Genomic DNA, 25,920 nt, shown 5'->3' with positions numbered 1-25,920 from the left:
TTATACCAGCCTGTATTCAGGCTGGACATTTCAGTATTTTTCGAAGCCCTGCTGGCCTCATGACCCCTTATTGCCATTTAATTTTTCCCACGTCAACGTAAAAAATAAATAAACCTCTTTTTTACTTTTGTTGCACTGCACAATTACTGTATTTGTTTTGCACTGCACAATCAACGCGGAAATATAGACACAAATGACACATATCAGTGCATTGCCCCAAAATGAGGGATATTCTTCGAAAGGGACAACGTACGGCATGTTCCTGATCGTTGGGATGTCCTGTATGATGGGCTCATGAACCGCATGACAGGCCCTGGCCGCCCTCGCATGATCCTCTATCGCGCCCGGCGTCTTTACGCATGACACGCAGGCGACGGGGCACATCCACACGCTGCGCCGCATTCTGTCAGGGTAGCATCATGCGCCATGTGATCGTCATGGCGGGAACGGGTGCCATCGGGTTGATGGCCGTGTTCATGGTTGACCTGCTGAACCTGTTCTACATCTCCACCCTGCATAATCCGGCCATGACCGCCGCCATCGGGTTCACGGCCGCTGTCGGTTTCATACAGATCGCGGTTTCCATCGGCATGTCGATCGGGCTGGGTGCCACCACCAGCCGACAGATCGGGGCAGGCCATCATGACATGGCCCAGCGCATTGCCTCGTCATTTTCCGTGGTCATGCTGCTGCTGACAGGCCTGCTCGGCTTTGGCACTGCCCTTCTGGCGCATCCCATCCTGCATGCGCTGGGCGCGCAGGGAGAGGCGGAACATCAGGCGGCGCTCTATCTCTATATTGCATCCCCCATGCTGCCGCTAATCGCGGTGGGCATGGGGGCCTCCAGCCTGCTGCGTGCAGTTGGGGCGGCACAACAATCCATGAATGTTACATTGGCGGGTGCGCTGATTTCTGCCCTGCTGGACCCGGTGCTGATCCTGTGGCTGCATTTCGAATTACAGGGCGCCGCCATCAGCACATTGATATCACGTGCTGTCGTGGCGGGACTGGGGGTCTATTGCGCCCGTCAGCATGACCTGCTGGCCTGGCCGGTTGCACGGTTCATCCGCAGCGACACCCACCGGGTGGGACAGATCGCCATGCCTGCCATCCTGACGAACCTTGCCACCCCGATCGGCGGGATCTTCGTCACCCATGCCATGGCCAGCTTCGGCCTGTCCGCCGTGGCGGGGCAGGCTACCATCGACCGCATCGTACCCGTTGCCTTTGCTTTCGTATTTGCACTGACAGGTTCGATCGGGCCGATCATGTCGCAGAACCTTGGGGCAGGGCAGGTGGGGCGGGTCCATGAAACACTCGTCGCCTCCCTGAAACTGGTGCTGGGCTGCGTGGGACTGACATGGGCAATCCTGTTTGTGGGACAGGATCTGGTCATCCGTATCTTTTCGGCGACGGGCACCACCGCTGACCTGATCCGTCTGTTCTGCAACTGGACCATCGGCGGCTATTTCTTCATCGGCATCCTGTTTGTCGCGAATTCTGCGTTCAACAACCTTGGGCACCCGCTTTATTCGACCCTGTTCAACTGGGGACGCGCGACGCTGGGAACCGTGCCGTTCGTATGGATCGGCATGCAGTACGGCCCCATGGGCGTACAGGTGGGACAGGTTCTGGGCAGCGTCCTGTTCGGGATAGGTGCGGTGACAGTTGCGTTCAGTGTCGTGCGCAACCTTAAGGTTGCCTCCCCTGAACCGCAAATGGACTCCGTCCCGTCACTGCCCCCCGCACAAAGTGCGGAAAGTGCGATGATCGAACTCGACGACCTTGATAACGAGGCGCAGGAATACGAACATGAAAAGGAAAATACGCAGGACTAGCGGATAATCCCCCATAAATTACGCGTATGGAGGAAATCTGGGCTTAGAGACTGTTTGAAAAGCCAGGCTCGATAACATACTGAAATTATGACGATTTTTTTGTGGAGCTTTCCCTAAAAAGCTTCAGAGGATACCGCCTTTTTCGATCAAAAGGCGGCACCCAAAAACTTTTCTTATTTTTATCAATGATGTGTTTTAAAACACTCTCTTACTGTCGCACGACCTGTCCAACACCGATAATCAGGACTTTTTTTCCTGCATCACAAACAATGTATGGCAGGCACGGTCGATACAGATGCTGGTGATACCATAATTGGTATCATGATCCCGATAGTGATGATTGATATGGTGGATCTTCAGCCGACGCAACAGCGGACCACGCATCGGGAACTGGTGGCAGGAATAATGGATCACGTCATAAAAGACGTAACCACAAAAGAAACCAGCCGCCAGACTTCCCCCCCGGCCTTGACCGATGAAAAACGCACACCCCGCCCAGATCAGTAGCGCAAGGGGCAGTGTGACACTCAGCGGCATCAGGTTGCGCAGGGGATGGTTTGGCTGCTCATGATGATTGCCATGCAGCAGGTAAACCAAAGACTGCACCGGGGCATAGCGGGCCTGAAGATGGAACAGGAAACGGTGCAGCAGATATTCCGTGGGAAACCAGATCAGGAAGCCCATGACCGCATAGAGCACAAAAACAATGACAGACGCAGATTTCCACGCGCCATAGGCCAGGGACAGAACCAGAAGCGGCAGCCAGACGGACAAAAAGACGTTGAAAGACAGCAGCGTCAGGCGTTCAAGGATGGAATTCTTGAATAACCTGACCGGCTCCTCCATCTTCTGCCTGTTGTTATCCTGCATGCTGGCTACACCTCGAAAAGCCGATCTGGAACATAAAGCAGAAACTGCCTACGGTACGCACCAATCCATCTTGAACTCTATTACCCGACTGCTCCAGACGACACGCTGCCATCCAACGGGGAAAAACTTCCCATCATCAGCCCCAAGCATATGTGTCTCAGGGCATCAGATACGAGGCTACGGAACCCGAATCAAGCTTATTCGTACATACCGATCTGCATAAGTCCAATCTTCTGGACCACCTCAGAGTTCCCTTCATATCATATAGCGTGCCAGGGTTCCTGAACACTCCTTAACGCCATATTCCAGATGACCATTCAATATATTTAAGATGACAATGCCTCTTAAATTGTATCAAAATGTTTTCCACATCCATCAATACAGAAACACACCAGAGATCAATACATACAAATATCCCGGTCGGTATTTTTGGTGTCTGCCTGAATACAGACACCCATAGAACGGGACTGGTTTTATCAGAAATTCCGTCCAGCCGACATGCCCGGAGCGATCAACGTATTGATAAGGTTGAATACTTTTTGAACCTTATTCGTCTTGGCATTCGCGATCAGGATTGTATCCTTGTTTTTCATGATGAAATGTTCCGCCAGGAAAAAGCTGGCGGGGTTCATCATATCAAGTTGATAGACAATGGGCGTAGTCGGCTTGGTTGAATCCACCGGCAGGCCCAGACGCTCTGCAATCGTGGAACTCTCATACCGAATGATAAAGACCGCATTCGGGTCCGCGCGTGAGTCCGCCGGGCCGCCGACACGTGCCAAGGCTTCCGCCAGATTGACGCTCGATCTTGAAAACGGCGTTTCCACAGGTTTACCTGCCGCACCGAAAACCGTGTAGGTACGCGGTTCGTAAATAAGATGAATTCTGTCACCAGCTTCGAGCAGAATATTCTGTTCGGGGTTATCCTCAATCAACTTCAGGGGGCCTGTCGCAATCTGGTTATGGCGGGTCAGCTCGACAATGGTGTCTTCCGGGTCATGCAGGCTTCCCCCCGCCAGGGCGACGGCATCTACCAGATGTTCCTGATGCAATGTAAGCGGCATACGGCCATTGAGCTTGACATCACCATAAACGATGACCGAATTCGCCAGATTCTTGGATATCCGCACAAGAACCTGCGGGGCCTCTGATTTTCCCTTCAACCCTGCACGGATCTTGTCGGCGATCTCATCGGAGGTCAGTTTGTCAACCATGAGATGCCCGACATAGGGCATGTCGATGGTTCCATCGCCATTGACCAAGATGGAGGGGAAATTACTCCTCCTTGCAATGCCTGACGCGGTATTGCTGCTGGTCCGCGTCGTAAACAGGCTTTCGCCCATTTCATAAACATCAATTTCCAGCGTATCGCCTGCCCCTGCGCGATCACTGTTATAATGTTCCTGCGCCGGTGCCTGCGCGATATTCGAAAACAGGGGGGGCGTTTCGCTATTCAGCAACGTAATCAGGTCAGGACTGATCTGAACAATCCCATACCCGATGGTATTTTTCTTGCGACTGGATTGCGCGCTTTTGACACCGGATTCCGTAGGCGCACTATCTGGTAAGGTATCACACCCGGCAAGGAGGGCGACCGGCAGGATGCCAATCGCAAATGCCTTTTTGCACTCCAGAAAAAATTTTCGCATGAAGTTGGAAGGTTGTATGGCCATCACGCTTGAAATTTTCTTTCATTCGAAAGCATAGCTCCCATTATGGGGGATATGTCTCGGCTTTCCCGTATCAGACTGATGCGCGACCGCGCGCAAGACACCATTTCCATACTCTAGATAGCATGCTCACGCATACCAGTAATCAGCAACCGTCCGATCATGAAGGTCAGGCTCGACCCCACCAGCACGGCCAGAACCATCAGGAATGTATGGGGATATGTGGGCATGCCCGGCAGATTCGGTTGCACGACACGCACGACATACACCTGCTGCTGAAGGGCGGCCGCCCGCGCTGTTTCCAGTTGGGTCGCCGATGAGACATAGGCAGATTGCGCAAACTCACGCTCCAGCATCAACTGGTCATACTCCGCCATATTAACGGAAACACCGCCCTTTTCATGAACATGCATCTGCTGGTCCTTGATCTGGGTATCAAGGGCATTGATACGCAGCTTCAGCGTCTGCACCTGAGGGCTGGAGGGGGCAAGATTGCGCAGCATCTGTGTCAGTTGTGTATCCGCCTGCGCCAGTTCGGTCTGCAACTGCCCAATCAGGCTGATACCGACGACGCTGCTCTTGCTTGGGTCGATATCGCCAGATTTCTGACGGAATGCCGTCATACGGGCCTGGATTTCCCTGACCCGGTTTTCTGCGGCACTGACCTCGACATCCGCCACCTTGATGGTGTTCTGCGCAACCTGCTCGTTAAATTCGTTGATCCGTTCTTCGCCAAGCTTCAGCAGTTCTTCGGCGATTTTCTTGGCTTCATCCGGGCGGAATGCCCGCACATCAAGGGATGTGACGCCTGTATCTTCGTGGAACACCACATCCACATGATTCTGATAATACCACAGCAGACGTTCCGGTGTCGGGTCCGCATAGAACAAGCGCGACAGGATATCCGTATCGGCATGACGATACATCGCGACCAGATTGAGGCGCTTTTGCAGGGCGTCAACCGCATCATGAGATTTCATATAGGTGTTGACGGCAAAGCCTTCTGCCAATCCACCACCACCGGCCATGGCCATTCCCATGACCCCACCACCCATCATACCGCCGCCGCCGCTAGCCGCACTACGCGTACTGGGACGACTGTCCTTGACCACAAAAGCGGCCTCGGACTCGTACTGCCCGCTTGCCAGCAACAGATAGTACAGGAGCGCAAGCACAGTCGGTAGGACCACGACAATAAGGACAGGTGCACGTCGTCGCAAAAATACCATCATGCCAGACTCTGCATCCGGCGTATCAGCGTTGATCATACTACCTCTTATCTAGGAATGGCGGGGACATATAACATACTGGTCACAGGCGGACCACATCAGCCCAGATGTATGTCCTTACGAACATTCCGGATGCTTATCAGCCCAATATAGGTCAATACCAGACACCAGCCGAGCACATAGGCCGGGTAAGTATAATCACTTTCATAAAAATCAAACTGTCCTTCCCGGATGACTTCAAAGATTTCCGTCACCGGAAACCATGAAAGATACCAGCGGAAAGGATCGGGCAGCATCTGCTGGACCGTAAACGCCCCCGACAGCGGCATGCTGAGATACATGAGGGGATGGGCCAGACGCTCAATCGTGCTGGATTTTTCACTGTAAGCAGCCAAGATCATGGACAGGCCAAACGAAAACCATGTCAACATTACCAGCCCCCATATCATGAGCAGTGGCCGTTGAGGCAGGAAGCCAAAGGACAACGACTGCATGATCAGCGACAGGAATATTACCGCCATCACGGTCGAGGCCGCCTCAAGCAGGGCACGTGACAGCAGAATATCAAAAATCGTTACTATTCGGTGATACAGAAGCGAACGGTTTGCCTCGATCGCACCACCAGAGCGATTGACCACAGACCGGAACAGGCAGAAGAACGTATAACCCGATACGATGAAGGAACCGGTTGGCATGCCTATGTGCATGAATGGCCCTTCACCGGCATGAATCACGGAAACCCCGATCGTCAGCAGTGAGGGTTCCAGCATGACCCACAGGAATCCTATGTTGTCTCGTCCGAAACGGGTATGTAGTTCCCGAATGATCAATGCGCCTAGGACATGCCACTGTGTCTTGAAGCCACTTTTAAGCAGGTCAAGTTCAGAATATTTTTTTACCGCCTGCGTCATATTGCCAACATACCATCAGAAGAGACACGCCATCGGGCGGAAAAAACCACCCCGGCACCCTGACTGATCTCCATATATGCATTCTTCAGTCATATTAAGGCACCGGAAGAATAAACAGGGACTTCCAATACCGCACCTGACAAAGATTGTCGAGATGGAAGTGGGCAGCAACCATACCCACAAAAAGCAATATAAAAATGCTTTTAGAAACCTTGAAACCAGAAACTAAAACATCACCTACAGAAATTCATATTCTTCATTGATATATTTTTTAATGAATCAGAAGGTAACAACATACATCCTATGCAGTTTATTTGCATGACATATATGTCGTTACTTATTTTTACAAAATCACCGCACAACTGAATGCATCAAACCCCATGGGAAAGCCCCAACGGGGCGAATCGGATACTCTCCGCCCCGTTGCGTCCCCATTGCGCTGAATTACTCAGCTACGTGCATAATCGTCTTCGATCCTGACGATATCATCTTCCCCAAGATACGGGCCTGACTGCACCTCAATCAGTGTCAGGGGAATACGGCCGGGATTCAGCAGGCGATGGACGGCCCCAAGCGGCAGGTAGATGCTCTCGTTTTCACGCACCATATGCTCTTCATTGTCCCGTGTGACGATGGCGGTACCTTCGACCACGACCCAGTGTTCGGCACGATGGAAATGCTTTTGCAGCGAAAGCTTGCGACCCGGGTCCACCACGATCCGCTTGACCTGAAAACGGTCGCCTTTTGTCAGGCCTTCATAAAAGCCCCATGGGCGATAGTTGCGATTATGCATTTTCGCTTCCGTCCGCCCCGCAGCTTCCAGTCGTGCCACGACCTTCTTGACGTCCTGTGCATGATCGCGATGCGATACAAGGACGGCGTCCTGCGTCACGACAACAATCAGGTCGTCCACCCCGCTGACGGCTGCCACAATCCCATCGGAACGCACGTAGCAGTTACGGCTGTTGGCCAGGAAAACGTCCCCGGTTGTCACATTACCATCTGCATCCTTGGGGCTGAGATCCCACAACGCATCCCAACTTCCCACATCGGACCAGCCCAGGTCCGCAGGGATGACGGCGGCATGGCGTGTATGTTCAGCCACGGCATAGTCAATAGAGATATCGGGCGCCTTCTCAAAGGTCGCAGGATCAAGACGGATGAAGTCCATATCCCGTGTCCGGCCCTTGACCGCCGCCCTGACGGCGCTCAGCACGTCAGGGGCATAGCGTTCGAGTTCCTCCACAATGGTACTGGCACGGAACAGGAACATACCGGAGTTCCACAGATATCCACCTTCGTCCAACATTGTGGCCGCCTTGGCCGCATCGGGCTTTTCGATAAAGGAGGAAACCTGGTAGACCCCGTCCACACCGGCAAGTGCTGCCCCCTGGCGGATATAGCCATATCCGGTATCCGGCCGCGTGGGCGTCATGCCAAATGTCACGATCTGCCCTTCGCGCGCGGCCTCCACCCCTTGTGACAGCACAGGCCCAAGGGCGTCAGGCTTGCTGATGGCGGCATCGGCTGCCATTATCCACAACACGGCGTCAGGATCCGTTTCCGCAACAATCAGGGCGACTGCGGCAATCGCAGGGGCTGAATTGCGGCCGACCGGTTCAAGCACAATGCGCGCATCGGTAATCCCGACTTCACGCAGTTGCTCTGCAATGATGAAACGATGTTCCTGATTGCACACCACGATCGGTGCCCCCAGCCCACAGGCCGCACCACGCAATGCCGTTTCCTGAAGCAATGTCCGATCCGACAGAAGGGCCCAGAACTGCTTGGGAAAGCTTTTACGCGAAACCGGCCATAACCGGCTGCCCGATCCGCCGGACAGGATGACGGGAATTACGGTGCCGATGCTGTCAGCCTGTGTTTTTCCCCCGCGCAGGTCATTTTTTGAAATAGACATTCATAGACTCCAAATATACAAAATTTACTTGAACATAAAAGTATTCACACGATCAGCATACGTCACGTACACGACTTGAATTTCCCATCATCGCATATTTCGCCAGAACGACCATTCCAAGGCGGGAGTCCCATTCCTGATCCGATCGGGTCGAAATAAAACCGTACATCATGATTTCCATAAGAACCGTCAAAGATGGCGGCAATCAGACATGATGCCTAAATAGCGTTCACGAACCTAAAGTTCCTCAAGGAATGCAAGCCCATCACCGACCTGTGTGGGCCATGTGAACAGGGCTGCCGACGCAATGCGTGCGCCGGGACGATGGGCTGCGATCTCCCCAACCATCAGCTTCGTGATCGCGCCGCGCCATCCCGGGCCATCCAACGGATCAACAAAGGTTGCCGCATCCCCGGCAACCTCATGGAACACGGGGATATCGCTGCAGACACATGCGACATCCAACGTCAGCGCCTCTGCCAATGGCAGGCCATATCCTTCGGTAAAGGACGGGAACAGCAACCCACGCGCACCACGAAGCAGGGTCGTCACCTCTGGATCGGACAGGCTGTTGCATTCCCTGACCGTCCCCTGAAGGGCAGGACAGCGTTCGATCATGTCAAGAATGTTTTCATTTTCCCACCCCCTGCGTCCAACCAGCACCAGTTGCGGCACCGGGGCGGCACCGGGATTTTCCACCATATCCCGCCACATATTAAGCAAGAGGAGATGATTCTTGCGCGGCTCGATAGTGCCCAGACAGACGAAATAGGCGCGTTCCGGCACCGAAAAATCCCCCGCTGCGGGCGTGGCCTTCACGACACCATGCGGCACCACCCGGACCGGCAGGTCCGCACGCCGGCGCAGACCATATCGCGCCAGCGAGTCCGCCACCGCCTGGGAAGGAACAATCACCCCGCGCGCCAGTTCAAGGACAGTGTTCATGCGTGCTTCATGCCGGGCGGGTTCACGCGGCCGGGCATATTCAGGATACTCGATGGGGATGAGATCATGCACCATGGGAACAAATTCTGCCCCGTGGCGACGCATGAAGCGCATGATGCTGCCCGGACGGTTCAGATGGTGATGCGACAGCAGCAAATACACGGATTTCCGACAGGCACGTGCGGCCACCGGCGTGATCTGGCGCCCCAGCATCGCCTTTTGCACCATACGCCGCGCCGCCCGCCTGATATCGCGGCACAGGCCATGATGACCCTGCCATATCTTTTCCGTCTGCCTCACAAACTGCTCGGCCTCAGCAAACGGCAGGATCACGATACTTCCCAACGGAGTAATCGCAACAAAGGTCAACCGTTGCGCGGCGTTGCGCAGCAGGTAATCCGCATATTCGAATTCGACCCGGTCGATCCCGGTGGGAACAACAAACCCCGCCCGCGCAATCAGGCGGGAGATGTCAAGATAGATATAAGAAGACAGGTGCATGACGAAAGGTCAGCGCACCCCGTCGGACAGCACGGCATCACGTGACACACGCACCACCTCCGACAGGGCAGGGGCTGCGGTAATCGGGGCGGGAACGCGCGCCATGCGGTTCCCCGCCGGCAATACGCGCGACACCCGCCGGATAACCCCGTCAACCAGGCTGGACAGCCCTTCGGGCGAGAAGAAACCACCTGCAATCAGGCAACGGTCCACCAGCACGCGATAGAACGCATCGAACGTCGCCTTGTCCGGCGGGGTCGGATGGACCCAGAAATTGTCCAGCCCGTTCTGGTCGGTAATATCGGGAATGTCGTAAACCGCTTCCCCCAAGGTAATGACCGGCACGTCCGATGACAGGGCAAGGGTGCCGGTGGTGCTGTTGATCGTGACGACACCACGTGCCGCACGCACGATCAGGGCAATGTCCCCCGCCTCCAGGAAATCCACCCGGTCTGCGACATTCTCCGCCCGGGCGATCTGGCGCGTCAGTTCACGCCAGTTGCGCACACCGTTATCAAGCGGATGTTCCTTGACCAGCAGGACAAGATCCTTTGGCGCATGCGCCGCAAAGGATTTGATGACCTTGCGCAATGCGGGCTCCACCCCATCAAACGGGGAATGCAGCCGCACCTGCGCATCCGCATCAAGCTGCAGCGGGAACAGCATATAGGGAACATGCCGCGCCTCAATCGACTGCATGATCCGCATGGCTTCGTCACCAGCCGCCTCGCGCCGGCGCAGGCGCTTGACCCAGCCCACACCTTCCTTGAGCGGGTGCCACGGGCGATAGTCGGACCAGTGCTTATAATGCCAGCGGCTCAGCAGATCGGCAGTGTTATAGGCCACGGCCTCCAGCGCGCGGCGCCGGAAGGAGGACGGGACAGGATAATGCGGCGGCATCGGCGGCAGCAGCGCAGCCTCCTTGCGATACCAGTCGGGATCGCGCGGCAGGGCGGAATGACCATTGACCCCACCAAGTTCCAGCGTCACCCAGTCGGGCCGGATATAGCCCTCTTCGAACACATGCACGGGAATATGCATCTGCGCACATGCCGCGATCGCGACACGATGCAGGGGACGGCAGTCACCAAACAGAAGTACGTCTGTAATACAGTAACGCTTTATTACATCATTGAAAAAAGCGGGCCACTCTTCGGCGCCACCTGTAAAGTCAATCCCGTGCGGCAATCCCCAGAACAGGCGGTCGCCCCCGTTGAAATTGATCTTGTAGACGCCGTACCCCGTCTTGCGGAACGCCTTGCCCAGCTCCCGGAAAAACGGCCCCATCAATCCCTGCAGAAAAAGAAACCTGCGCTCGCCCACAACGCTTCTTCCATCAAGACTGTTCATTTATTGTTTCTTCTTCCGCACAGGTGGGCCAGCTTTCCCTGCAATTGTCGCAGCCTGGTCAACATGCTCACACGCCAGACGGTCCTGTCCCCAAACCGTCCCAATAGCGTTTCCACTTCACAGGGCAATCGCGTCAAAGGATCTATGTAGAGGGGATAAAGCAATAGGGTACCCGCAACAAGGGCCTTTATAGACAGAGAACGGTTACGCCGTACGCACGGCACATCGCCCAGATCCGTTGTCAATCCCCAGCCTGCGTAGAAGGGCACGCCATAGGTGACAACGCTCCGCCCCCGCAACAGTCCCTCGAACCCGGCCAGGGATGTCAGGGTATGGATTTCATCCACCTGCATCATCAGGGTGGTAATCGACCCACCCCGACTGACCATATCCGCATATCGCATGATCTGCGCATCCTGCAGATGTCCCGCGCGATGTCCCGCATCCACATCGGGATGGGGGCGATAGATGACGAAGGCATCCGGGTTATGTTTGCGCACCGCACGCAACAGTTCCTCGTTCCCCTGTATGGCGCCGCCACCCGCCCGCACGGACAGGTCATCGGCCACCTGTCCGGGCACCAGCAGTACCCTGCGGCCGCCTGCCTCCCATGTGGGGGGCGGCACTGTGGTATCCGCCCGCCCGTATTTGGAAACCCCGCCATCGACCATCCGGGTGATAAGGCGTTCAGCCCGCGCCAGTATCCCCGCGTCGAAATCGGTTGTGGCAAGGATATGTTCAAGGTCGCTTGGTTCGGAGGGATCATAATAGATCCCGCGCCGATCGACGAAAATGGAACAGGGCACACACAGGTCGCTGCCCAATCCGACGGAACGGACAAACCCGTCCTCAACCCGCCATAACGCGACCCCCGCCGCCTGCGCATCACGGACGATCCCTTCGGGCAGACGGGTGGCCCATCCTGCAATCGCGCCCCCGCCCTGCACACGTCCGGCAAGGCGCAGGGCGGCAGCGGCACTGCGGCAAAAGGCCGGATGGCCGGGCGCATGGGCCAGGAATTCCCCGATACGCTCGCGTTTCCACAACGCCATGCCCACGCACGCCGAAATCTCGCGTCCCGACACTATCCGTGCACGCCATAGTGACAGGATATCGACGATCCGCCCCAACGGCACGACCGCACCGTCAAAGGGATCCGTATAGGTTGTGCGCACCGTCAGGTCATGCGCGCACGCGTCATACGTCACCGGCTGGGGGGCCTCATCATGGGCGGTGGCATATCGCACTGCGCGAAGACCACGCAACGCGGCAAGGCGGACAAGATCGCCCAGGCCCAGGCCATGGACCTCCCGCGCGCCATCAAGCAGCGCATGCGGGTCGACCGGCCCGTATATGGCGGCAATCCCGCGACGGCGGGCCATACGGGCTGCCGCGCCATGCCGGTCATGCGCAACCAGCAGCACCTCGTCAGGCCGGACGCACGTCAGTATGCGGTCGAGCAATATGGCAAGCCGCGCCTGTCCATGCCTGCGCTGCTCCGCCGTGGAAGCCGTGACGATGACAGGCCGGACAACATCTGGCGCAGGGGCCCAGAACTGTCCGCCCACGCGCGCGCGCAGCATCCGCGCCACACCCGCGTGATCCACCAGCCCCGCCCCGCGCGCCGCCAGCACAGGCATGTGCCGCCGCAGGGGCGGCGCATGCAACAAGAGCGCATCGTCCGGAATCCTAGTCATGCCAACAGTCTCATGCCCTGCCACCTCATGCCCAATGCGATGATAAAGCCATGGCCGGGCAATGGATGCCTGCCATGGCGCAACTTCCGCATGATTGCCTGATACATGCACTTGCCCTTCCACACGCCATCGGCAAGAAGGGAAGGTGCCCTGCCCGCTTCATGTCGCCTGAATAGAATGCAGTCCTGATTTCATGCAATTATGGTTTCCTTTTGTCACTCTTGGCGCGACCGTCATATCCGGCTTTCTGGTCGAAAGCATGGCGCGACCGTGCATATCAGGATTTCCCCCACTCCGGCGATGCCTCCTCAACGCCCTGCTGACGGGTGCGCAGTATGGGGCGTGGCTGGCCCTGTGCGGGACACCGGTCCTGGCGGCGGTCCTGACGACGGCCCTGACCCTGTGCCTGGTCATCGGGTCTAATATCAAGCTGTCGATTCTTGGCGAACCGATGCTGTTCTGTGACGTCGTGGCCGCCCGCAGTTTCCTCCAGCATCCCAAATTCTACCTGTTTTCCATTCCGCTGAGCGGACGCATCGCCGTCGTGGGGGGGATGATTGCCCTTCCCGTGATGCTGGTCGTGTTCTTTACGCCTGCGCTCCTGCCTCATATTGCTGGGGGCTGCCTCCTGATTGCAGGCATGCTGGGGCTATGGGCCATTCCCGCCACACGATGGGTTCCCACCCCCGATGCGCAGCATGATATCGGGCGATTGGGACTGCCTGGTTCCCTGTTCCTTTACTGGCGGTGCTGGCGGCATGAAATCGCAATGCAACCAGAAGCTGCCCCCCCTGTCACTCCTTCAGGAAAGCCCGCATACGACATCGTCATCGTCATCCAATGTGAATCCTTTGCCCGCCCTGGCGACCTGATGGCGCAACAGGCGCATGATCCTGCACGGATCCCTGTGCTGCCTGCCCTGACCCGGGCCGAAACCATGGCCAGTCACTGGGGCACGCTCCACGTCAGTGGCTTTGGCGCCTATACCATGCGCACGGAATATGGCGTCCTGTTCGGGCAGGAAGAAAGCATGCTGGGGTTCAGGGCCTATGACCCGTTCCTGACGGCAGGCAGGGATACGGCCCTCTCGCTTCCCGCCATCATGGGAAAGGCAGGATATGACTGCACCTTCGTCCATCCCCATGACCTGCGTTTCTATGCCCGGGCGCAACTGATGCCCGCATGCGGGTTCAGCCACATTGTCGGAGAGGAGGCATTTCCCCATACCGCCCGCCCCGGCATGCCCTATGTGGAAGACATGGCACTTGCGCAGGAAATCGGCGCGGTGGCGGCAAAGGCGAAAGGCCCCGCCTTCATTTATGCCGTGACCATGGAAAACCATGGCCCATGGCCGGCAACAGGCCCCAATGGCCCACAAACGGCTTTCGACCATTATCTGCGGCATCTGCGGAACAGCGACCGGATGCTTGGCACGCTGACAGACATGCTTTCACAGATGGGAAAAAAGGGACTTCTGGTCTTTTTTGGCGACCATCGCCCCTCCATCCCCGGCATGATCATCCCTACGCCACAGCGTGGAACCCCTTATGTTGTCATACCGGTTGGCACGGGAACACCTGCCGCGCCGATGAAGCAGGACCTGACACCCGCACAACTGCACCACCTGATTTTGCGCAATACACTTGGCGGTTATGCTGGCTGAAACCACGAAACATGGTATGGGTGATATGCCCGGTCCATGATGCGACCTGACCCTGCTCTTTCCGAGGCCATGAATACAAGATCATGATCCAGTTTGAAAATGTTACAAAAGTCTATCATGCGCGCGGTGTGAACAAGTGTGTGCTGGACCACCAGTCATTCGTGATCGAAAGGGGCATGTCGATCGGGATCGTGGGCGTCAATGGCGCGGGGAAATCGACCCTGACACGCATGATCGCAGGGATCGAATACCCCACCAGTGGCCGCATCACGCGCACCATGTCCATTTCCTGGCCCCTGGGGTTTGGGGGGGCATTCCAGGGAAGCCTGACGGGTGCTGACAATACACGTTTCATCGCCCGCATCTATCGTCGGCCGATCAATGAAATCCTTGATTACGTCAACAGCTTTGCCCGTCTTGGGCATTACTTCGACGCCCCGGTCAAGACATACTCGTCAGGTATGCAGGCGCGCCTTGCCTTTGCCGTTTCCCTGGCGATCCGCTTTGAATGCTATCTTGTGGACGAAGTCACGGCGGTGGGGGACCATTCCTTTCGCCTGCAATGCCGCGAAGCCCTGCTGGAACGGCGCGAGCATGGGACATTGATCATGGTGTCGCATGATCCCAATACCCTGCGGGAATATTGTGATCAGGGCGCGGTGCTGCAAAATGGCAGGCTGACATTCTATGACACGATTGACGCGGCGATTGATGCTTCTGCCGAACTGTATAAATAAGAACGCATTCCCGGATAACCAATTGAAAAACTTTTGAAAGTTCCTGAATGCCGCCTTTTTCAAAAAAGGCGGCGCCTTTCAAAAGCTTTGGGAAAAGCTTCACCAAAACTTCTTTTCAGCATGGAAAATCCGGTACACCCGACGATATATCCTGTCTGGGGATACTATTATTTATGATCGGGGAAAATGGTGGAGCCAATGAGAATCGAACTCACGACCTCCTGAATGCCATTCAGGCGCTCTCCCAACTGAGCTATGGCCCCACATCATAAACCGGATCGCATGGGAACGATCCGCTTGCCTGCCGGGGTATAGCGAGTGCCTTTCAGCTTTGCAACCCCCTATTTTCAGCCCCGTATGACACCATATCCACGCAGGAATTCCAGCAACGCCAACAGCGGCAGCCCAAGGATCGCATCATGTTCGCCCTCGATCCGGGCGAACAGGTGCAGGCCCGGCCCCTCCAGCCGGTAAGCGCCCACACAGGACAGGATGGCATCCCCCTCCAGACGCAGGTAACGGTCAAGGAAGTCTTCACTGAATGTGCGCATCCACAGGCGGGGGCGCGCGACGTGACGCCAGAGTTCCTTCCCCTCACGCAGCACCACGACCGCTGTATGCAGTACATGCGCCTGCCCGCGCAGGCGCATCAGATGTTCGCGCGCGCAGGGTATGTCGGCGGGTTTGTCAAACCATTCCCCGTTACATGACAGCATCTGGTCCGCACCAATCACGATCGCCCCCGCGGCCTTTATATGCGCCGCCTTGGCCCGGGCGAGCGTCAGGGCAGTGGTATCGACATCATGGCCATGATCGCGACAGGCGCGCTTGATCGCAGCCTCATCCACATGGGCAGGGCGACAGGACACCATGATCCCTGCCGATTCCAGCAGGCTGCGCCGTGCGTGGGACTGGCTGGCGAGTACTATCGGGGGCGACTCGACCTGTAATGAATCGGCCTTTAGTACTAAATTCGAGTCGTCGGACATCTGGCGCTCCGTACTGCCAAAGTGAAACATTAAATTCGGGCCGGGGAGTACTCCGGGAGTACTGTGGTACATGGGGATGGTACTTCGCATGATTCTGCACCGTACCGAGTACCGTGGATAAGCTGAACACCCCCCTGCATAGTGAGTTGTACACAGCCCCCTGTCGGGAAAATCTGAATAACTTTCCCTGATGGCTGAAAACTGCGTACCGGCGGGTTGTACACACTGTGGGAAAAACGGGGTACATTTTCGGAAACATGGGTACCCCATCACTCACAGCCCCTATTAACCCCTTCAAGAATTTCTTTCTCTTTTCTTTTATTGTTTAGGAATGGGAACCGCGAATGACGTGGAAACACGGCTGGGACGCATCGACGCTGTTCGCTCGGCAAAAAGTACGAGATAGTCCCGCTGCAATGAAACTGAACGACGGACCGATGACCGAAACAGGCAAACCCCTTCTGCGTGCCCTTGCGGGAGAAGCGATCTGGCCCCCTCCGGTATGGCTGATGCGACAGGCGGGACGGTTTCTGCCTGAATTCCGGGCGCTGCGGGAAAAGGCGGACTTTATCACACGCTGCATGACGCCCGACATGGCAACGGAAATCACCCTGCAGCCGATTCGACGCTTTGGCATGGATGGGGCCATCCTGTTTTCCGATATCCTGATCCTGCCCTGGGCAATGGGACAATCGTTGGAGTTCATCCATGGTCGCGGCCCTGTGCTGGAACCGGTGCGCAGCCTGCATGACCTTGAACGGCTTGACGTAAAACGCGTGGAAGCGGCGACCATGCCGGTGATGGAAACCCTGCAACGGTTGCGGACCATTGTCGATGGGCCGGACCCGATCGGGGTGGCCAAACCAGGACAGGTGACATTGATCGGGTTTGCGGGCGCGCCATTTACCGTCGCCTGTTACATGGTGGAAGGCCACGGCTCGCGCGAATTCGACGTAACACGCGGTCTGGCCTATTCCGATCCGGAATTCTTCGACCGCCTGATCGATATTCTGACCATTGCGACGGCGGACATGCTGTGCAACCAAATCGTTGCCGGGGCCGAGGCCGTGATGCTGTTCGACAGTTGGGCCGGTCTGCTGCCCCCATCCGAATTCCGGAGGCATGTCATCGCCCCGGCGCAGCGGATCGTAAAGATCATCAACGAACGCCATCCGGGTGTGCCAATCATCGGTTTCCCGCGCCTTGCCGGCCTCATGGCGGTGGAATATGGCCGTGAAACCGGGGTCAATGCGATGGCGCTTGATACCAGTGCGGACATGAAGGCGATTGCAGAACAGCTTCCCAATACACTGACATTACAGGGGAATCTTGATCCGTTACGCGTTCTTGCCGGGGGCGAGGGCATGCGGGCGGAGGCACGTGCCATCAGGGATGCGATGAAGGGACGGCCGCATATCTTCAACCTTGGCCATGGGGTCGTGCCTGCAACGCCGCCCGAACATGTGGGCGACCTTATCGCGACCATCAGGGATATCTGACGAATGTTACCTGCTTCCATCCGGCCCGACGGACAACTGCGCCTGATCATCTTCGATTGCGATGGCGTCCTGATCGACAGTGAAGGACCTTCGTGCCGCATGCTTGCGCGTGAACTGCGCAAGGTCGGGCTGGAAATCAGTGACGAGGACGCGGTGGGCCGTTTCGCGGGCAAGGCGCTGACAGCCCTGAAGGAAGAATTGCAAGATCAGGCCGGATTGGAACTTGATCAGGACTGGCCCACGCAGATGCAGCATGCGCTGGTTGAACTCATGCGGTCCGAGGCGGAAACGATCGAGGGATCGGCCGCCATGCTGCGTGAGATCCGCGAACTGCGTATTCCTTATCGGATTGGATCCAATTCCTCCAAAATGGAAATGGATGCAAAATTCGGCCGCACGGGTCTGGATACACTGATTTCCCCGGATTGTATCCATTCCGCACGTGACATGGGCAAGCCCAAGCCGGACCCTGCTGTCTATCTGTCTGCCGCCCATGCCGAAGGGGTTGCGCCGGAAAACTGTCTGGTGCTGGAGGATACGGAAACCGGGGCAGGTGCCGCGCGTGCCGCCGGCATGGCCTGTGTATTGCTGCGCCCGCTTGACCTGCCGGCGACAAGCTGGCCGGGCCTGTTGCGGGTTGGGCACCTGACGGAATTCACCGCATTGGTGAAGCGTATCCTGCGTTCTCAGGGGCAGGCCGCGTGATGGCAGTATTTTGGCCATGGATGCTGTGGTTCAAGGCATTCCACATCATGTCCATGGTCGCGTGGATGGCGGGCATGTTCTACCTGCCACGCCTGTTCGTCTATCACTGCCAGGTGGCGGTCGGATCGGCGGAATCCGAACGTTTCAAGGTCATGGAATACAAGCTGTTGCGCTTCATCATGCTGCCTGCGATGTGCAGCACGTTTCTGTTCGGTGGGCTGCTTGCGATGTTACCGGGCCTGATCGACTGGCATAGTGGGTGGTGGTGGACGAAGCTTATCGCGGTATTCGGCCTTGCGGGGTTCCACGGGGCATGTGCCAAATGGCGCCGTGCCTTTGCCGAGGATTGTAATACGCACCCCGAACGTTTTTATCGCATGGCGAATGAGGTTCCCACGGTCCTGATGATGATTGTCGTCATCATGATTGTCGTAAGGCCCTTCTGATTTATATTTCAGAAGATAAAAGTTTCTGGTGAAGTTTTTTTACTGAAAGCATCAAAAGAACGCCGCCTTTTTCAAAAAAGGCGGCATCCGGAAACTTATGGCTTACAGAAGCGACTTGCCCTGCTTCAGCACTGCGCTGCAAACTTTCTTGGTCACTTTCTGCTTCATGTTACCTTCAAGCGAGGACAGCGAGAAGGTGTTGCCGTTACCGGTATCGAGGATTCCCTTCTGTCCGTTGGAATAAAGCGGGCTGGATGTATCAAGGCCGCTCTTGCTCTTTAGCGAGGACAGAACCGTCGAAGGGGAATTCCCGCCCAGATAGTTGTTTTCCACGCAGTAGCTCAGCAGGCCCGTCACGTTCGACGGCGCAAGTGAGGAGACTGAGGGAATGCTCAGGCCGCTGCCCGACAGTGCGCCGGACGCAGCATTGCCCAACAGTGAAGAACCGGACGAGTTCCCACCCGAAAAGCCGGGAATTCCCTGTGCATGAACGGGGGATGCCGCCATTGCGCCAAGGAGGGGAAGGGCAAGGCATGTCGCCGAAAGTTTCTTGAAGATGGACATCGGAACTCCTGAACCATGGGGCCGGGCGCACAGGACGCGGCAGAACCTGCTTCTGCCATGATATGCGCCACAGTCCTTAACATTCCGCCTCATGGGCGGTTATGCAATCCCCACCATCAACATGGCATATATCTTGCCCAGGACCGGATACAGCACGTACTGGATCAGCAGCAGCAGTGCGAGGGGGCTGAGGTCGATATTCGCAACAGTGGGCAGGATATTGCGGATGGGCTGCAACAATGGCTCTGTCATGCGCGACAGGAAATTATAGATTTTCCATACAACTGGCTGGCGCGGGTCCAGAATCCCGAAGCCCAGGAGGAAACTGAACAGGCAGGCCGACAGGACGACCCAGGTATAGAGCTGTATCAGTTCGAACAGCAGTTGGAACACGATTGTAACCAATGGGCCAACTTTCAAAACAGGGGTTTGACCGCTCAAACTAGCGTTCTGGAACGTGGGTCACAATATCATGTCGGAGGGTGTATCGTAAAAAACCATCTTCGCGATACTGGACGCCTTGACATGACAAAGGGTATATGATTAATCGCTTTCCCATGAAACGTGGGGCTGTAGCTCAGATGGGAGAGCGCCTCGTTCGCAATGAGGAGGTCAGGGGTTCGATTCCCCTCAGCTCCACCATGTTTCACATAATCCCCAAATGTTGAAAATTGTAATTCATGGGTTTCATGACATCCATGATGCGTCATATTGCCTTATGGCAGGTTGCGGTTGATCGTTCAGCGTGGGCAGAGTAGAGATAGCCGACTTTTCTTTCCGGTGACATCCAGGTCGTGTGACGGGGATGTCCTATCGTTCCTAGCAAAGAGAAAATATTAAACCAGCATGTCAGAACATCCCATTACCTTGATGACGCGTCATGAAGATGGACATTCCGTTGGAATGACGACATCGTCAGGTGTGGATCGCCGCTTCCGCCTTATGGGGGGATTGTCCTGTCGCAGCAGCCGGGCTGTTGCCATAGTGTCCATGGTGGGATGTCTTCTGACAGGGTGCAATACACTTCCAAGCAGTGGTCCCGCACAGGCGGATATCGTTTCGCAGCAGGCAGACCGGCATAAGAACAGCCTTGGGTTCAAGATCGAGCCTGTGACTGACCAGGTGGCATCCTGGCTAAGCGAAGAAAAGCCGCCTTTGCTCTCGACGCTCAATACCACGAGTTATACGCCAACGCATAATGACCGGCTGGGTCCGGGGGATCATCTGGCGATTTCTGTCTATGAAATCGGTAATGGTGTCTTTACTGGTGGTGTGGCGACGGCATCGGCCACGGAACCTGGAACATTGACGACCCTGAACGGGGTCGGGGGCGCGCCGCCGATTGGGGCCGTTCAAACAAACCTGCCCGTGGTGGAGGTCAATGACGATGGCAATATCCTCATTCCTTATGCAGGCCAGGTCCATGTCGCAGGGCTTACGATCTCCGAAATTTCCCAGCGTATCAATAATAGCCTGAAACACATTTCCACGCGGCCCGCTGTTATCGTGCGTCCTGTCCTGGACGAGACGAATGTGGTGATGGTTTATGGAAATGTCCTCAAGAGTGGGCGTATCCCACTGACCCCCAACCAGGAACGGGTGCTTGATGTTGTCGCGCTGGCAGGTGGGCCAAAACAGCTTTCGGAAGATACGCTTGTCCAGTTGACGCGTGGTGATCGCGTGGTGCAGGCACCGCTGAAACTTATCGAACAGACGCCTGAACAGGATATCCCTCTCCAGCCCGGAGACCGGATGGAACTCTTGTCTGAACCCCGTACATTTACGGTTTTTGGCGCAAGCTCCAAGGTCACGGAAGTTGCGTTCGGAACGCCACAGGTTTCGCTGGCGGAGGCCCTGTCACGGGTGGGTGGCGTTTCTGACGGGCAAGGTGATCCGAATGCCGTTTATCTGTTCCGGTTTGAGGATCGGAACATTGCAACTAAACTGGGTCTGCAGATGGATGCAGGGCAGGAAAACATTCCCGTTGTTTATCATCTGGACCTGATGAATACTCAGGATTATTTCCTTGCGCAGAAAATCCCGATGAAAAACCGCGACCTGATTTATGTTGCGAATGCTAAAATCAATGATTTCAATAAGTTCTTCAACCTGTTGAGTACGATTATCAGTCCTGGCATCACGGCGGCATGGCTGGCGAAGTAATACTGTCCTAACAGGATTGAAGGGGCAGGTACATGTGTCAGTAATTTCCACCACAGGACCGGTCTGGCTGGACAGCCGTAATATCGGAATCAATGGGGGAACCGGTGTAGCAAGATATACGCAGGATCTTGCTACCTGCCTGGGTGATCTGGGGATCTCGACGGCCTTTGTGCAAGGGGTCAGGCCAGATGGAAAATCGTTATCAGGCGGAAAACTGGATGCATTACAGCGTCTGCTACGCGCAACCCTTCCCTGGCGACATGTCGGGGAAGTTCATGATGTGCCCTATTGCCCTGACCTTTATCGAACTGCCCATGTCAGGTTCAAGACCTTTGGCCGACTGACATCCTTTGATACTGCTATGTCGCCTGCGCTTATGCACTGGACCTATCCCCTGCCGATGGTCATGCAGGGATGCAGGAATATAGTCACCATTCACGATCTGGTGCCTATCCTCAATCCCAATCTGACAGGAATTGATCCCACACATTTTGCCCGTCTGCTACGTGAACTCCTGCCACGCATGGATGCAATTGTGACGGTTTCAGAAACTGTCCGGCAACAGTTGATTGAAATACTGAATATTTCTCCGTCACGTATTACCAATCTTTATCAGATGGTCGATATTGATAGGGAAGCTGTGATGAAGAGTGAACGTATCATTCCATCTGACAGTATCATTCATATCGGACGTGTCGAAACCCGAAAGAATATAGAGCGCCTGATCGCAGGTTATGCCCGCAGCAGGTCGCATCGACCACTGGTGCTGGTCGGTCCCGATGGGGATGACCGTCCGGATATGTCCCTTCCTGAAGGGCCGGGGCAGGTCATACGCATTCCATGGATTGAGCGTTTTTCCTTACTACGTGGACTGGCCGAGGCGCATATGCTTGTCTTTCCCTCTTTGGGAGAGGGATTTGGCCTGCCGATTATAGAAGCCATGGCATTAGGCACACCAGTGATTACCTCCTGTGGTGGGGCGACCGGGGAAATTGCTGATAATGCAGCATATCTGGTCGATCCGTTTGACGTGAAGGCCATTGGCGATGCGATCGCTGTACTGGATTCCATGGATAAGCATGCGGGTCTGTGTGGCGATCTCGTCCAGCGAGGGTATGTCAGGGCAGAATTCTTTTCACGGATGGCCTATGGCACACGACTGAAAGCATTTTATGAACGTTTTTAAAGGAATGTTTAGAGACTGTTTGAGAAGATAGAAATATAAAACTATTGTAATTATTTTAATATTCCAAGTTATTTCATTTTAAAACAATAGCCCTACTCAGGAAATTTATTTATTATTCACAATAATAGGGATAATTAGAAACGGATTTAAAAGTATTTTTCACTTATTACAGATAAAAATGATTGTCTTAAACTGTATGTCCGGCTTCCCGTGACACCGCCTGTATCATGCCTGCGGGAGTAGAGGCGATATCACGACTTGATTGAATATTTTCTGCAGAATCAGGATTATCAAGTGTGTAATGCAGGAACAGGTCAGGAATGGTAAGCATCTGGAACGAACGCAGCATCCTGTATCTTAAAAAGCAAAGGAAGATGGGCACAATGAATGACAATATGTCTGGGATCGCTGGCGAAATCGCGTTGCTTGAAGCGCATGTCGGATGCCTTGAGGCGGCCCTTCAGAGGGCATTGCGTCTGCTGACGCATGAACAGCAGGTTGAAATGCTACAATATGAGCAGTATCGCATCAAAGAACGTGATGAACAGCAGATCGCGCACCAGATCGGACCGGATAGCGATGAATTCAACGATATTACCAGTGCTCATAAATGGGTGTCAGAATGTATTGCACGTGTAATTTCTGAAACCAGGACAGTATCAAAATCAGAATCGTCTACAGGCAGAAATATTTCATAAATACCTGAATGATAGAAAATCGTTTTTAAAGGCATCTTCATAAAACCGCGTAATGGCCAAAATGAATATAAAGAGATGCTTTATGGCCACATCCTCAACATTACCAAGGACTGTGCTCCCCTTCAGCAATACATTCCATCATCGTGATTTATGGAATGATGCAAAGGGGAGTGCAGGCTTTTAACCAGATACTCACAAATCAGGCAGCTTCATTCGATGAAGCCAGTTGGTCGCGCTTAAACCTGGCTTAAGATCACCCCGCGAAAAGAAATTTCGCCTGTGAAATCATTTTCAAATTTAACACGAAATTCAAACATGTCATTTGCATCATCACAGCGAAATTTAAGCGTTGGTTGATTGGTAGAAAGTTTTGCCAGAGGCGTCTTTATATAATCCAACTCGCCATGTTTTTGGGAAGCGACGTCAACGACAACCGATTTGAGATCCGTGCTTGTAACCGACAAATCAAACATTACGGTATAGGTCCCGATGGGCAGATCCCTGTAAGGCCCAAAAATAAGGTGCCCACCAGAATAATGACCTTGCTTGAAGTGGAGTACATCTCCTTCCAATTTGCCTTCTCTATGATGAAACTCATTAGCTTCAATATGATATTGCCCATTGGTTCTGAAATTCTCGAACGCAGCAAAGCGAAGGCGCTCTGAGCGATCAAAAAATTTGCGGAAAGTTTGAATATCGTAACGTGAAAAGAGGTTGTAACCACTATCACGGTCAACCAATGGAGCTTTTTGAGGAAAAGCCTGTGCTTTGTGCATCTGCTCCATTATTGCAAGGGCAATTTCTGGTTGCGCCTGAAGCGCCCGGGGAAGGGCCGTATGTAGCTGGGTGTTGGTCTCCCCCTTAACGGCGGCAAGGGCTTCCAGAATCTGGTTATCAAGAATTTCTGCGGTATAGGATTTCAGGACATGCTGCTGCGCAGCAAGTACCTGGTGATAGACGTCTGCATCCTGCAGCGCGACAATAGCCGCCGCAAACATGTTCAGGTCGTAATATTGAAAACCCAAAGGATGATCGACCATCAGTTCCCGAAGGGCTGTTGTTGACCAGACAATGGTCGGAAGTCCACAGCGCATGGCTTCGAAAACGGGTAAACCAAATCCTTCATGTTCTGAAAGACAGAGAAATACATCGGAGATTTTGTAAAGTTCATCAAGTTCGGCGTTAGAAACCTCGCCATAGAAATTTACTTCGATTTCAGGATATCTGGTGGCATGTACTTCGATTTCCGCTTTGACGTCATCTTCACGCCCGGCAAAGTGTACTATAACGGGTTTTCCCGTTGCCATACGAACGCGATCCGCCAAAGAGATAATGGATTTATGCCCTTTATGCGGCACGACACGTCCCACAAAAAGCATATTGATAATGCCGTTGGGTGCAAAACGCCGTTCGGATACGTGAACATTGGTGGTTTTCTTCAGGTAACGACTGGCAGGGAATACAACGGCAGAGCGTGAGGCTTCGCCACCAAGAGCTACGAACTGATCCCGTGTAAATAGTGAGTTCACCCAGAAAAACAGATTGGGCTTTGTCGAAATCCGGATAATATTTTCAAAGCCTTCAATCGTATGAGCAAGATAACGCTTCTTTGAAAAGAAAAACCATGGTGATGTATTATTGTGCCAACGCACAACAGAGGGTGTAGGGCGGTTTGCCAGGAAACTATCCATTTTTTCCCAAGCGCCACAATAATGATAGATAACGGTCCCTTCCGGGTTAACGTCGCACCATTCATAAAATGTATCCAGATTTTCAATAGGCACGTCAGGATGGCGCGCGGTATCGAAACGTTCGGCAAAAATACGGATCTGGTTGGAAAATTTTGGAAAAAGCGCCTTGGTGCGTTCATATTCATAAATGCAGTCAAAGCCTATGGAGTCGCTCTTTTCAAACAGACCCTGTACAAGAAATGCAATCTTCATGTCGATCTAGAACCTCGTGCCTTTAGAACTGCGATAAGAGCGGAGTTCGTCATCTGCGTCTGTAGCGGTAGAACTGGGATTTAGGTGTCGAGAGCCTTGGGCTGTATTTCCTGTGTGGCATGGTCGGGATCTCTGCATTCTTGAAAAAATAAGTTATTTTCAGGCGTCAATCCGTATCGTCTGGTAATCAGGGACACAAACGATCCTGTCAAAGACGAAATTCCATCGCATGAAAACATATGCTCCAATTTGGGCACCTGTGTTTCACCCCTTGCCAATTCCACGTAAAATGGTTTTGACCAAACGTTTGCGAAGACGTTTTGCAAAAGGGCCAATCCGCCATAGTCGACCAAAAGTAAGAGCCCGATCCGAAAGTTTTTCAAGCTTGACAATGCCTT

21 protein-coding genes and 2 tRNA genes are annotated in these 25,920 nt (G+C 54.5%); 10 read left to right on the top strand and 13 right to left on the bottom strand.

Features of this window, described 5'->3' with window-relative positions:
- Positions 1–359: 359 nt before the first annotated feature.
- A complete protein-coding gene (locus B7G66_RS12070) occupies positions 360–1,838 on the top strand; it encodes an MATE family efflux transporter (protein ID WP_040510307.1) in 1,479 nt (492 codons plus the stop codon).
- Between the two features lie 240 nt (positions 1,839–2,078).
- On the opposite strand, the gene B7G66_RS12065 is transcribed toward B7G66_RS12070, so the two are convergent.
- From B7G66_RS12065 to B7G66_RS12030, 8 genes are all read right to left on the bottom strand, one after another.
- Positions 2,079–2,708: a sterol desaturase family protein gene (locus tag B7G66_RS12065; protein WP_117129574.1), complete on the bottom strand. Its 630-nt coding sequence runs from the start codon at positions 2,706–2,708 to the stop codon at positions 2,079–2,081.
- Positions 2,709–3,184: 476 nt separating this feature from the next.
- Positions 3,185–4,381 carry a polysaccharide biosynthesis/export family protein gene (locus B7G66_RS12060; protein WP_003616775.1) on the bottom strand — a complete coding sequence of 399 codons (1,197 nt, stop codon included), beginning with the start codon at positions 4,379–4,381 and terminating at the stop codon, positions 3,185–3,187.
- A 113-nt stretch (positions 4,382–4,494) separates the two neighbouring features.
- A complete protein-coding gene (locus B7G66_RS12055; protein ID WP_050772101.1) occupies positions 4,495–5,610 on the bottom strand; it encodes a hypothetical protein in 1,116 nt (371 codons plus the stop codon).
- A 95-nt stretch (positions 5,611–5,705) separates the two neighbouring features.
- Positions 5,706–6,518, bottom strand: coding sequence for an ABC transporter permease (locus B7G66_RS12050; RefSeq protein ID WP_003616770.1), 813 nt, complete (start codon positions 6,516–6,518; stop codon positions 5,706–5,708).
- A 448-nt stretch (positions 6,519–6,966) separates the two neighbouring features.
- Positions 6,967–8,436 carry a mannose-1-phosphate guanylyltransferase/mannose-6-phosphate isomerase gene (locus B7G66_RS12045; RefSeq protein WP_003616768.1) on the bottom strand — a complete coding sequence of 490 codons (1,470 nt, stop codon included), beginning with the start codon at positions 8,434–8,436 and terminating at the stop codon, positions 6,967–6,969.
- Positions 8,437–8,673: 237 nt separating this feature from the next.
- Positions 8,674–9,882: a glycosyltransferase family 4 protein gene (locus B7G66_RS12040; protein WP_003616767.1), complete on the bottom strand. Its 1,209-nt coding sequence runs from the start codon at positions 9,880–9,882 to the stop codon at positions 8,674–8,676.
- 9 nt (positions 9,883–9,891) lie between these two features.
- Entirely contained in the window at positions 9,892–11,232 is a 1,341-nt protein-coding gene (locus tag B7G66_RS12035) for a capsule biosynthesis protein (RefSeq protein WP_003616765.1), read from the bottom strand.
- On the bottom strand, positions 11,229–12,929 hold the full coding sequence (locus B7G66_RS12030; RefSeq protein ID WP_141312965.1) for a capsular polysaccharide export protein, LipB/KpsS family: 1,701 nt from the start codon (positions 12,927–12,929) through the stop codon (positions 11,229–11,231). The genes B7G66_RS12035 and B7G66_RS12030 overlap by 4 nt, the downstream gene beginning before the upstream one ends.
- 193 nt (positions 12,930–13,122) lie before the next feature.
- On the opposite strand from B7G66_RS12030, the gene B7G66_RS12025 reads away from it, so the two are divergent.
- Positions 13,123–14,592 (top strand): LTA synthase family protein, encoded by a 1,470-nt coding sequence (locus B7G66_RS12025; RefSeq protein WP_003616761.1) that lies wholly within the window; start codon positions 13,123–13,125, stop codon positions 14,590–14,592.
- A gap of 83 nt (positions 14,593–14,675) precedes the next feature.
- Positions 14,676–15,329, top strand: a complete 654-nt coding sequence (locus tag B7G66_RS12020) for an ABC transporter ATP-binding protein (protein ID WP_003616759.1) — start codon at positions 14,676–14,678, stop codon at positions 15,327–15,329.
- Between the two features lie 187 nt (positions 15,330–15,516).
- Here B7G66_RS12020 and B7G66_RS12015 read toward each other — a convergent pair.
- Positions 15,517–15,592 (bottom strand) — tRNA-Ala (locus B7G66_RS12015).
- A gap of 84 nt (positions 15,593–15,676) precedes the next feature.
- Complete coding sequence (locus B7G66_RS12010) at positions 15,677–16,318, bottom strand: Maf family protein (protein WP_080545385.1); 642 nt, start codon at positions 16,316–16,318, stop codon at positions 15,677–15,679.
- A gap of 437 nt (positions 16,319–16,755) precedes the next feature.
- On the opposite strand from B7G66_RS12010, the gene hemE reads away from it, so the two are divergent.
- From hemE to hemJ, 3 genes are read left to right on the top strand one after another with little or no spacing between them, the layout of a single operon-like run.
- Complete coding sequence (gene hemE, locus B7G66_RS12005) at positions 16,756–17,817, top strand: uroporphyrinogen decarboxylase (RefSeq protein WP_003616756.1); 1,062 nt, start codon at positions 16,756–16,758, stop codon at positions 17,815–17,817.
- 3 nt (positions 17,818–17,820) lie between these two features.
- On the top strand, positions 17,821–18,522 hold the full coding sequence (locus tag B7G66_RS12000; RefSeq protein ID WP_003616754.1) for an HAD family hydrolase: 702 nt from the start codon (positions 17,821–17,823) through the stop codon (positions 18,520–18,522).
- The gene (gene hemJ / locus B7G66_RS11995) at positions 18,522–18,968 is read left to right on the top strand and encodes a protoporphyrinogen oxidase HemJ (RefSeq protein ID WP_003616751.1); all 447 of its coding nucleotides are present in this window, start codon (positions 18,522–18,524) and stop codon (positions 18,966–18,968) included. Before B7G66_RS12000 ends, hemJ begins: the two co-directional genes overlap by 1 nt.
- 102 nt (positions 18,969–19,070) lie before the next feature.
- Here hemJ and B7G66_RS11990 read toward each other — a convergent pair whose 3' ends face one another.
- Both B7G66_RS11990 and B7G66_RS11985 read right to left on the bottom strand, forming a co-directional pair.
- Positions 19,071–19,532, bottom strand: a complete 462-nt coding sequence (locus B7G66_RS11990; RefSeq protein WP_003616749.1) for a YjjA family protein — start codon at positions 19,530–19,532, stop codon at positions 19,071–19,073.
- 99 nt (positions 19,533–19,631) lie between these two features.
- Complete coding sequence (locus tag B7G66_RS11985) at positions 19,632–19,952, bottom strand: YggT family protein (RefSeq protein WP_040511214.1); 321 nt, start codon at positions 19,950–19,952, stop codon at positions 19,632–19,634.
- Between the two features lie 146 nt (positions 19,953–20,098).
- Between B7G66_RS11985 and B7G66_RS11980 the strand changes: the two genes are divergently transcribed.
- The 4 genes from B7G66_RS11980 to B7G66_RS11965 all read left to right on the top strand — a co-directional run bounded on the left by B7G66_RS11980 (position 20,099) and on the right by B7G66_RS11965 (position 23,579).
- Positions 20,099–20,174 (top strand) — tRNA-Ala (locus tag B7G66_RS11980).
- 261 nt (positions 20,175–20,435) lie between these two features.
- A complete protein-coding gene (locus B7G66_RS11975; protein WP_225578726.1) occupies positions 20,436–21,695 on the top strand; it encodes a polysaccharide biosynthesis/export family protein in 1,260 nt (419 codons plus the stop codon).
- A 16-nt stretch (positions 21,696–21,711) separates the two neighbouring features.
- Positions 21,712–22,881 (top strand): glycosyltransferase family 4 protein, encoded by a 1,170-nt coding sequence (locus B7G66_RS11970; RefSeq protein WP_080545384.1) that lies wholly within the window; start codon positions 21,712–21,714, stop codon positions 22,879–22,881.
- A 383-nt stretch (positions 22,882–23,264) separates the two neighbouring features.
- Positions 23,265–23,579, top strand: a complete 315-nt coding sequence (locus B7G66_RS11965; RefSeq protein WP_141312971.1) for a hypothetical protein — start codon at positions 23,265–23,267, stop codon at positions 23,577–23,579.
- Between the two features lie 236 nt (positions 23,580–23,815).
- Here B7G66_RS11965 and B7G66_RS11960 read toward each other — a convergent pair whose 3' ends face one another.
- Entirely contained in the window at positions 23,816–25,522 is a 1,707-nt protein-coding gene (locus B7G66_RS11960) for a glycosyltransferase family 4 protein (RefSeq protein ID WP_048859220.1), read from the bottom strand.
- Between the last annotated feature and the right edge of the window lie 398 nt (positions 25,523–25,920).

Origin of the sequence: Novacetimonas hansenii JCM 7643 (assembly GCF_000964405.1) — a bacterium.
In the GTDB taxonomy this organism is placed as follows: Bacteria; Pseudomonadota; Alphaproteobacteria; order Acetobacterales; family Acetobacteraceae; genus Novacetimonas; species Novacetimonas hansenii.
This window is presented reverse-complemented; position numbering and strand designations above follow the sequence as displayed.

Excerpts from the sequence above, each read along its gene's own strand:
- B7G66_RS12020 (WP_003616759.1), top strand. The coding sequence starts at position 14,676 with ATGATCCAGTTTGAAAATGTTACAAAAGTCTATCATGCGCGCGGTGTG.
- B7G66_RS12000 (WP_003616754.1), top strand. The coding sequence starts at position 17,821 with ATGTTACCTGCTTCCATCCGGCCCGACGGACAACTGCGCCTGATCATC.
- B7G66_RS12060 (WP_003616775.1), bottom strand. The coding sequence starts at position 4,381 with ATGGCCATACAACCTTCCAACTTCATGCGAAAATTTTTTCTGGAGTGC.
- B7G66_RS12035 (WP_003616765.1), bottom strand. The coding sequence starts at position 11,232 with ATGAACAGTCTTGATGGAAGAAGCGTTGTGGGCGAGCGCAGGTTTCTT.
- B7G66_RS11990 (WP_003616749.1), bottom strand. The coding sequence starts at position 19,532 with ATGTCCATCTTCAAGAAACTTTCGGCGACATGCCTTGCCCTTCCCCTC.
- hemE (WP_003616756.1), top strand. The coding sequence starts at position 16,756 with ATGACCGAAACAGGCAAACCCCTTCTGCGTGCCCTTGCGGGAGAAGCG.
- B7G66_RS12030 (WP_141312965.1), bottom strand. The coding sequence starts at position 12,929 with ATGACTAGGATTCCGGACGATGCGCTCTTGTTGCATGCGCCGCCCCTG.
- B7G66_RS11975 (WP_225578726.1), top strand. The coding sequence starts at position 20,436 with ATGACGACATCGTCAGGTGTGGATCGCCGCTTCCGCCTTATGGGGGGA.
- B7G66_RS12025 (WP_003616761.1), top strand. The coding sequence starts at position 13,123 with ATGCAATTATGGTTTCCTTTTGTCACTCTTGGCGCGACCGTCATATCC.
- B7G66_RS12070 (WP_040510307.1), top strand. The coding sequence starts at position 360 with ATGACACGCAGGCGACGGGGCACATCCACACGCTGCGCCGCATTCTGT.
- B7G66_RS11965 (WP_141312971.1), top strand. The coding sequence starts at position 23,265 with ATGAATGACAATATGTCTGGGATCGCTGGCGAAATCGCGTTGCTTGAA.
- B7G66_RS11960 (WP_048859220.1), bottom strand. The coding sequence starts at position 25,522 with ATGAAGATTGCATTTCTTGTACAGGGTCTGTTTGAAAAGAGCGACTCC.
- B7G66_RS12045 (WP_003616768.1), bottom strand. The coding sequence starts at position 8,436 with ATGTCTATTTCAAAAAATGACCTGCGCGGGGGAAAAACACAGGCTGAC.
- B7G66_RS12065 (WP_117129574.1), bottom strand. The coding sequence starts at position 2,708 with ATGCAGGATAACAACAGGCAGAAGATGGAGGAGCCGGTCAGGTTATTC.
- hemJ (WP_003616751.1), top strand. The coding sequence starts at position 18,522 with ATGGCAGTATTTTGGCCATGGATGCTGTGGTTCAAGGCATTCCACATC.
- B7G66_RS12055 (WP_050772101.1), bottom strand. The coding sequence starts at position 5,610 with ATGATGGTATTTTTGCGACGACGTGCACCTGTCCTTATTGTCGTGGTC.
- B7G66_RS12040 (WP_003616767.1), bottom strand. The coding sequence starts at position 9,882 with ATGCACCTGTCTTCTTATATCTATCTTGACATCTCCCGCCTGATTGCG.
- B7G66_RS12050 (WP_003616770.1), bottom strand. The coding sequence starts at position 6,518 with ATGACGCAGGCGGTAAAAAAATATTCTGAACTTGACCTGCTTAAAAGT.
- B7G66_RS12010 (WP_080545385.1), bottom strand. The coding sequence starts at position 16,318 with ATGTCCGACGACTCGAATTTAGTACTAAAGGCCGATTCATTACAGGTC.